General features: G+C 69.0%; 5 protein-coding genes. All 5 read right to left on the bottom strand.

Translation table 11 applies throughout. The annotated features are described in order from the left end of the window. Positions 1–898 (bottom strand): DNA translocase FtsK 4TM domain-containing protein (locus LQV45_RS18175; protein WP_374208243.1); only part of this gene is annotated, 898 nt, incomplete at its 3' end. Positions 899–975: 77 nt separating this feature from the next. Beyond that, entirely contained in the window at positions 976–1,467 is a 492-nt protein-coding gene (locus LQV45_RS18170; RefSeq protein WP_230008224.1) for a GNAT family N-acetyltransferase, read from the bottom strand. A gap of 83 nt (positions 1,468–1,550) precedes the next feature. Next, positions 1,551–3,227, bottom strand: a complete 1,677-nt coding sequence (locus LQV45_RS18165) for a ribonuclease J (protein ID WP_230008223.1) — start codon at positions 3,225–3,227, stop codon at positions 1,551–1,553. Between the two features lie 77 nt (positions 3,228–3,304). Continuing rightward, the gene (dapA, locus tag LQV45_RS18160) at positions 3,305–4,291 is read right to left on the bottom strand and encodes a 4-hydroxy-tetrahydrodipicolinate synthase (protein WP_230008222.1); all 987 of its coding nucleotides are present in this window, start codon (positions 4,289–4,291) and stop codon (positions 3,305–3,307) included. Between the two features lie 103 nt (positions 4,292–4,394). After that, positions 4,395–4,675 (bottom strand): nitrilase-related carbon-nitrogen hydrolase (locus LQV45_RS18155; RefSeq protein WP_374208242.1); only part of this gene is annotated, 281 nt, incomplete at its 5' end.

Raw genomic sequence — 4,675 nt, 5'->3', positions numbered from 1 at the left:
GTGTCACGACCGCCGACTCGAATCCGCCCTGGGGGGTACCCGGAGTCAGCAGGGACGTGAGGTCGTCGGAGCCGAGCTGTCCGTCGACGTCTTCTTCGCGGCCGGACTTATTGCGTCGCCACCACGGCATCGACTTCTCTGCGGTCGCCTCGTCGTCGGCATCCGCGGGGAGGACCGCCGTGGTCGCGTCCTTCTCGACGCGCTCGGCGCCGAACATCCACGCGTAGAGGTCGCCGAGACGTCGTCCGATGCGGTTCGGCGGGGTCTTGGTGAGGATGAGGATGCTGAGGATCGTCAGCAGCGACAGCGCGATGTACGCGCCCACGTCCCTCAATACGAGGGCGAGCGGCTCCCCGCTCAGCCAGCCGGCGAGACCGCCCGCGAGACTGAGCGTCGGCAGCCCCGCGCTGGGCGCGGGACGCCCGCCGGCGACGTGGCAGAACCCCGCCATCGCGATGACGAACAGGGCGAAGCCGATGCCGATGCGGCCGTTGTCGTGCACCGACGAGGGATGCCGGAACAGCCACCCGGCGAGCAGGAGCAGCAGCACGGGGAAGACGAAGGCCACGCGGCCGATGAGTCCGCCGAAGCTGTAGGCGCTGATCGTGGCCGCGACATCGGTGCCGATGAAGAACCACTCGACCACGGCGCCGACGGCGGCCAGCAGCACGAGGAGGAACGGGAATCCGTCGCGCCGCTGATCGCGCTCGAGGGTCTCTGGCCCGAAGACGCGGAACATCCCGCCGACGCCGTGAGCCAGCGCCATCCACGCGCGGACGGCGAACGGCGGTTTCTCGGGCTCGTCGACGTACCGCTTGGGCGCGGGCGCCGACGCTTTCGGACGCGCCTGTCCCTTCGCGGGAGCGCGACCGCCGGACGTGGACGTACTGCGGGCCATTCCTCCACGGTAGGCGGGGTGTCCGACATTCGTGCGGACCGACGCGGGGTTCGAGACAGGACCGATACCCGGGAGTCTCAGCGCAACGTGCGGACCATGACGTCGCGCCCCTGCCCGGCGAGAGTGACGGCGAAGCCCTCGCGGCGATAGAAGGTGCGGGCGAAGTTGTCCCGCTCGACGCTCAGACTGATGCGGGAGAACCCCTCATCGCGGGCATGACCGACGAGACGTTGGAGGAGCGCACGGCCCACGCCGTGCGCTCGCCACACGGGCCGCACGCCGATGATCAGCTCCGGCACCCCCGTGCCGACCCAGCCGAACCCGGGCTCGCTGCGCGGATGCAGGCGGTACCACGCCGCCCCGATCGCCTCGCCCGCGGGCGACTCCGCCACGAACCCCGCATCGCCCGGTCGCAGCCACCCCGCGACGTAACGCCGGTGGTCGGGGTTGCTGAGGATCTCGTGGCGCGGGCGCGCACTGCCGGCGCGCCAATTGGCGGCCTCGACCGTCATATCGACCAGGAAAGAGCCGTCGGACGGGAGCGCCGCGCGAATCGGGATGGCGGGCATGCCCGCATGATACCGACGCTCGCGCCGTCACACGGCGCGGGCGGCCGATGGCCACCCCCGCGGGGTGGCCATCGGACCGGGCCTCAGGCTTCGATGACGAGCGGAACGATCATCGGCCGACGACGAAGCGCCTGGTTCACCCACCGCCCGATCGTGCGGCGCACGACCTGGGAGAGCGCGTGCGTGTCGCGGACTCCCGACTGCGCAGCCTCCGCGAGCGCGGCGGCGATCTTCGGCTTGACGCTCTCGAACACCGCGGCATCCTCGGCGAATCCGCGCGCGTGCACCTCGGGTCCGGAGATGATCTTGCCGGTCTGGCGGTCGACGACGACGATCACCGAGATGAAGCCCTCTTCGCCCAGGATCCGGCGGTCCTTCAGGTCGGCATCCGTGATCTCGCCGACGGACGAGCCGTCGACGTAGACGAAGCCGATGTCGAGCTGACCGACCACCTCGGCGCGACCGTCGCGGAGGTCGACGACGGTGCCGTTCTCGGCGAGGATCGTGTTCTCGGCCGGGATGCCGGTCTCTTGAGCGAGCTTGGCGTTGGCCACCAGGTGGCGGTACTCGCCGTGCACGGGCAGCACGTTCTTGGGCTGGAGGATGTTGTAGCAGTACAGCAACTCGCCGGCGGCGGCATGGCCCGAGACGTGCACCTTGGCGTTGCCCTTGTGCACGACCGTGGCGCCGAGCTTGGTCAGTCCGTCGATGACGCGGTAGACGGCGTTCTCGTTGCCCGGGATGAGGCTGGATGCCAGGATCACGGTGTCGCCCTCGCCCGGCTCGATCGCGTGATCGAGGTTGGCCATGCGGCTCAGGACGGCCATGGGCTCGCCCTGCGAACCGGTCGACATGTAGACGATCTTGTCGTCGGGCAGGTCGCGCGCCTTCTTGTAGTCGATGAGCACGCCGTCCGGGACGTTCAGGTAGCCGAGATCGGCCGCGATGCCCATGTTGCGCACCATGCTGCGCCCGAGGAGCGCCACACGACGACCGTTGGCGTGGGCTGCGTCGAGCACCTGCTGCACGCGGTGCACGTGGCTCGAGAAGCTCGCGACCACGACGCGTCGGGGGGCCTTGGCGATGACCTGGTCGAGCACGGGTCCGATCGCACGCTCCGTGGGGGTGAACCCGGGCACGTCGGCGTTGGTGGAGTCGACGAGGAACAGGTCGACGCCCTCTTCTCCCAGGCGGGAGAATGCGCGGAGGTCGGTGATGCGGCCGTCCAGCGGCAGCTGGTCCATCTTGAAGTCGCCGGTGGCCAGCACGAGGCCGGCGGGGGTGCGGATCGCCACCGCCAAGGCATCCGGGATCGAGTGGTTCACGGCGATGAACTCGAGGTCGAAGGGACCGACCTGTTCGCGCTGCCCCTCTTTCACCGTGAGCGTGTAGGGGCGGATCCGGTGTTCCTTGAGCTTCGCCTCGATGAGAGCGAGAGTCAGACCCGAGCCGATCAGAGGGATGTCACCCTTGAGCTTCAGCAGATAGGGAACGGCGCCGATGTGGTCTTCGTGCCCGTGGGTGAGGACGACCCCGACGATGTCGTCGAGGCGGTGCTTGATCGGCTCGAAGTCCGGCAGGATCAGGTCGACGCCGGGCTGGTGCTCCTCGGGGAACAGCACGCCGCAGTCGACGACGAGGAGCTTGCCCTCGTACTCGAAGACGGTCATGTTGCGGCCGACCTCGCCGAGGCCGCCGAGGGGGAAGACGCGCAGTGTGCCCGGCTGGAGCGCGGGCGGGTCGTAGACGGTCGTGGGCATGAAGTGCCTCCTCGGATGCCGCCGTACGGCATCCCTTCGTGTGGCGTCCCTGGCCGCGGTTCGGCGGACGCCGGTGCTTATCTCGTGGTGCCGTGCACCTTCGGCAGGGCACCGCCGGCGGCCGCGTTGCGGTCGGGGCGGAAGTTGGAGAAGTCGGCGCCCGCGACCTCGCGGACGAGAGCCAGCTCGTCCTCGATCGCCGCGGCCTCCCACTCTTCGGGACCGACCAGGGGCAGGCGCACGCGCGGGCTGCCGATGCGGCCGAGGCCGTGCAGGATGTACTTGGCCGCGACCGTGCCCGGCACGTGCGTCATCGTGGCGCGGACCAGGGGCTCGAGGCGCTGGTGGGCTGCGGTGGCGGTCGCGAGGTCGCCGCGGTTCACGGCATCCACGATCGTCCGGTACGGCGCGGCCGCGATGTTCGCGGTCACACCGATGAGTCCGGAGGCCCCGATCGCGAGGTGCGGGAGGACGTTGGCGTCATCGCCCGAGAAGTACATCAGGTCGGTCTGGTTGAGCACCCGGCTGACCTCGCTGAAGTCACCCTTGGCGTCCTTGACGGCGAGGATGTTCGGGTGCTTGGCCAGCCGCAGAATCGTCTCGTACTTGATCTCGACACCCGTACGGCCGGGGATGTCGTAGAGGATCACCGGAAGGTCGGTCGCGTCGGCGACGAGACGGAAGTGCGTCAGGATGCCGGCCTGGGTGGGCTTGTTGTAATACGGCGTGACGATCAGCTGGCCGTGGGCTCCGGCCTTGGCGGCGCGCTTGGCCATCTCGATCGAGTGCGAGGTGTGGTTGGTCCCGGTTCCGGCGATGACCTTGGCGCGGTCGCCCACGGCCTCGACGATGACGCGGAAGAGCTTCTCTTTTTCGTCGTCCTCGAGCGTGGAGGTCTCCCCCGTGGTGCCGGAGATCACGAGGGCGTCATTGCCGTCGTCTACGAGCTTGCTCGCCAGTTCCGCCGACTGCCGGTAGTCGACCTCACCGTCCGATGTGAAAGGCGTGACCATGGCAGTCACGAGGGTCCCGAACGTGTAAGAGCGAATATCAGAGTCAGCCATATGAAAAACGTTACCTTGTCTGCGGCATGTTAGGACAATGGCGGCGGTGTGACGAACGTCAAACTCGGCGGCCGTGCGTCACGTTTCGGCGGCCCGGCCGGACTCAGGGCCGCCGAAACCGCGCCAGCACACTGTATTGGAGACTCGCGGTCAGCACCTCGGTGCCGGAGCCGGCCGCCTGCCGGAGCGGGAGCCCGTCAGGACCCCAGAACCCGCTCAGGCCACACGAAGGGCCGAGCGGCGTGGCGCCCGCCAGGTTCGCCAGGACGGAGAACATCCGGTTGTCCATGGCCCGGGCGCCGAGATGCAGTGCCAGCCGGTGGTCTTCGCCGGCCGTGTAGAGGGCCGAGACGGCATAGATGTCCGCCCCGGTGTCCGCGGCCC

This window comes from Microbacterium sp. Bi128, from assembly GCF_918698205.1.
Note: the sequence above shows the minus strand (reverse complement) of the source record. Positions and strands in the feature narration are given on the sequence as shown.